The sequence below is a fragment of the Mesorhizobium sp. M7A.F.Ca.ET.027.02.1.1 genome, assembly GCF_004022985.1.
In the GTDB taxonomy this organism is placed as follows: domain Bacteria; phylum Pseudomonadota; class Alphaproteobacteria; order Rhizobiales; family Rhizobiaceae; genus Mesorhizobium.
In genome coordinates, this window is sequence record NZ_RZOL01000515.1 from 1 (window position 1) to 3,736 (window position 3,736).

Consider the following 3,736-nt stretch of genomic DNA (forward strand, 5'->3'; position numbering starts at 1 on the left):
ATGAGGAAGAATGCCGGCCCGGTGGTCAGGGCGGTGGCGCAGGCGCTGCTGGCCAGCGTCGGCGACAGCTAACAGATCAGGCCTCGCGACCAAACCGCGACGCTTCATGACGCGCGCCCCAGGCCGGCATGGCGGCCTCGATCTCGGCCTCCGACTTGAAGGCATCGGAGGCGTAGCGATCGACACGGAACCGCTCGGCGGAAACGAACGGGGTGTGCCCGAGGACCAGTTCGCAGGATAGCCGGCCAAGACCCGGTCCATGGGTGACGCCGCTCTCATTGTCGCCGCCGACGACCACGACATTGTCGCTGCCGGGCACCTTGCCGACGACAAGGCCGTTGTCCGGCGTGTAGCACGGCACGCCTTGCGCCCAGCTCGCGATCGTCGAACCGCGCAGCGGCGGGAACACAGTCTGCAACTCGGCAAGCTCCTGCTCGGAGGTCTCCCGCATCAGCTCGATATTGTGCGGCTGGCCAGGTTCGATCTCGTTGTCGTCGGTCTTGTAGAGAGGTTTGTAATGCCGGCCGGTTCCCCACATGACGGCGCCGAATGTTTCGCGCAGCCACAGCCGCAATTCGCGGCACTGGACCGTGGGAATGGTCGACGGCAGCCCGCGATCGTCGGTGACGATGCGCGTTGCGACGACGCGCAGCAGCGGCAACTTCCAGCCGAGGCCTGACATGACCTGGTTGTTCCAGGCGCCGGCGGCAACGATCACGCCGTCAGCCTCAAGGCTGCCCTGATCGGTCTCGATGGTCACCCGGTCGCCGGCATCATGGACGGCCGTTACGCGTGTGCCGCTGCGAAAAACACCGCCAAGCTCGCTGATCTGGCCGGTCAGTACCCCCATCGCCAGCTTGGTGTCGAGCTGGATGCCATGCGGATTGTAGGCGGCCGAATGGACCCGCGCCGGATCGATGAGGCCCTGCATCTTCTGGCCGATCTGCGCGGCGTTCAAATCCTGCATTTCCGGTGGGGCATAGGGTGAGTCCAGCACCGGTCGGACGAAACGCTCGCGCCCGTCCTCGGTCAGCGCCATGATCAAGGTGCCGTTTGGCCGATAACCGATCTCGACGCCGACCTCGTGCAGCCTGCGATAGAAATCGAGGCCATATTGCTGCAGTTGAAGGCCTTCTTCACCGAGCGGGATCATGCCGGCGGACCAATGGGAGACGAAGCCCGCGCCGGCGCTGGTGGTCGCGGCACCCGGCTGACCCGCATCGATGACCGTCACCCGGCGCACGCCGGACGCAGCAAATGGAAAGCCGCGCTGCAGCCGATAATGCCGCCGCCGATCACGGCGATATGCCTGCTATCGCTCCCGCCATGGCTTCCGTTTGAGCTCATCTTTGTTCTCCCTTTTGCCGATGGTCCGGTCGGAGCGACATGCAGCGACGGCGACCATACAGGCCCGTTCGGAGCTGTCTAGACACATGTGTCTGTGGCCTGATACTTGACGCGTACTGCATCTGGATCACACGTCCGGAACGCCGCTTGATCTGGCCTTCCGTTGTTGGTGTTGCCGAGAGAGCGAGGAAAAAGTGAGCGTTTCGACTGCCGCCCAGGCCATTTTCGACAGTGAAATCATATGGGACGCGCATTCCGGCTTCATGCCGGATCCGGCGGCGGACCTGAACAATCTGCAGATCTGGCGCGATGCCGGCATCGACTATCTGTCCATCGATGTCGGCTTCGACCTGTTGCCCTGGGAGCAGACAGTGCGGACCCTCGCGAATTTCCGCCACTGGATCCTTGCCAACCCTGAGCACTACACGCTGGTCTCCTCCGTCGCGGAAATCCGCAAGGCCAAGCTCGAGGGCAAACTGGCGATCACCTTCGACATCGAGGGCATGAACGCGCTCGACGGCCGCGTCGAGATGGTGGAATTTTATCACCATCTGGGCGTCCGCCAGATCCTGTTTGCCTACAACAGGAACAACCTCGCCGGCGGCGGTTGCCACGATGTCGAGACCAGCCTGACGGCGTTCGGCCGCGAGGTCATCGACGAGATGAACCGTCTCGGCATGTTCGTCGACGTCACCCACACCGGCTATCGCACTTCGATGGAGGTGATGGAATATTCCAACCGGCCGGTGATCTTCTCGCACTCCAACGCCAAGGCCTTGTGCGGCCATGGCCGCAACATCACCGACGAGCAGATAAAGGCCTGCGCGCGCACCGGCGGCATCGTCGCGATTGTCGGGCTCAATCGTTTCCTGGGAGAAGGGCGGACGGACTCGGACAGGCTGGCTGACCACATTGAATATCTCGTCGATCTGGCTGGCCCAAATCATGTCGGCATCGGGCTGGACTACGCCTTCCCCGTCGACGTCAAAGGCATCGACCGTATCATTTCCGACAATCCGCAATTCTGGCCCAAGAGCGAATATCCGGAAGGGGCGACGACCTACGCGGCTCCCGGCCAGATGCGCGAACTGACCGATGTGCTTCTGCGCCGCGGCCAGTCCGAGCAGACCGTGCGCAACGTCCTGGGCGGCAATTTCGTGCGCCTGGCGGCCGAAATCTGGAAGTGAAGGTAGCGGAGAGCGCGTCTCCGCTCCAGCTCTTGATCCAGGCCCCACCGAATGGCGGGCCAGGCCGCACCGTGTGCGCGATCACATTTCGCGCTTAGCCGCTTGCCTATGCCGACGCAGCGGCGGGGTCGGATCGGATATCAAGATTTCCCGCAAGATCGTCCGTATCCAAGATTCGGACATGCCGGCAAAATTTTCGCTAGACATAGATGTCTATTATTAGCAGTTTTAGCGGACCGGTACATTCGGCCCGGCTTGGAGAATGGCCCGCGGCCTGAAAAACAAGACAACGAAAACAGCAGAGGGGTAGAGCATGTCCATTCTAGCCGACACCAGGGTTTCGCGCCGCAGCTTGCTCGCCGGAGCCGGCGCTTTCGGCCTCGCCTCAATGGTCAATCCAAAAGTTTCCTGGTCGAGCGACGGGCCGATCCTCAAGGTGCGATCCTACGCCGACATCCAGACGCTCGACCCTTGCTTCCGGCTGGCGGCGCCTGAAGGCGACATCACCAGCGTCATCTTCGCCGGTCTCGTCGTCACCACGCCGGGCGATAGCTGGGGCTGGCGGCCGATGGCGGCGGAAACGATCAAGCAGCTCGATCCGCTGACCGTCTCCTTCCAGCTGCGCGACAATATCGGCTTCACCGATGGCTACGGCCAGATGACGGCGGAAGACGTCAAGTTTTCGATCGAACGCATCGCCGACCCCGCCAACAAGAGCCCCTATTCCGGCGACTGGGCAACGCTCAAGGAGGTCGAGGTCAAGGACAAGCTGTCGGGGCTGATCCACCTGAAGCAGGCCTTCGCGCCGCTGTGGACGTCGACCTTGCCGACGCCGTCCGGCACCATCCTGTCGAAGCGCGCCATCACCGAGCTCGGTGGCAAGATGGGCGTCAAGCCGGTGGCCCAGTCGGGCCCCTACATCCTGAAGGAATGGCTGCCCAAGCAGCGCACGGTGCTGGTGCGCAATCCCGACTGGAAGTACGAGCAGGGCGCCTTCGCGGAAATCCACATCCATCCGATCGAGGATGAGAAGACCGCCGAACTTGGATATGAGGCCGGCGACCTCGACTACACCTGGACCGCGGTCTCCTCGATCTCGCGGCTGAAGCAGACGCCGCCGCCAAAAACGACCGTGGTGGAGAAGCCGTCGCTGGCCTTTGTCTGGCTTGGCATGAACCAGGATGTCGCCCCTTTCGACAATC

The 3,736-nt window shown here is 62.8% G+C and carries 3 protein-coding genes; 2 read left to right on the plus strand and 1 reads right to left on the minus strand.

Annotation, left to right across the window (positions count from 1 at the left end; genetic code table 11):
* Positions 1-76 precede the first annotated feature (76 nt).
* Positions 77-1,234, minus strand: coding sequence for an FAD-binding oxidoreductase (locus EN749_RS32450; protein WP_245491543.1), 1,158 nt, complete (start codon positions 1,232-1,234; stop codon positions 77-79).
* A gap of 307 nt (positions 1,235-1,541) precedes the next feature.
* Here EN749_RS32450 and EN749_RS32455 point away from each other — a divergent pair, with 307 nt between their 5' ends.
* Positions 1,542-2,534, plus strand: coding sequence for a membrane dipeptidase (locus EN749_RS32455; protein ID WP_128364698.1), 993 nt, complete (start codon positions 1,542-1,544; stop codon positions 2,532-2,534).
* Between the two features lie 313 nt (positions 2,535-2,847).
* A partial coding sequence (locus EN749_RS32460; RefSeq protein ID WP_245491544.1) for an ABC transporter substrate-binding protein occupies positions 2,848-3,736 on the plus strand: 889 nt, incomplete at its 3' end.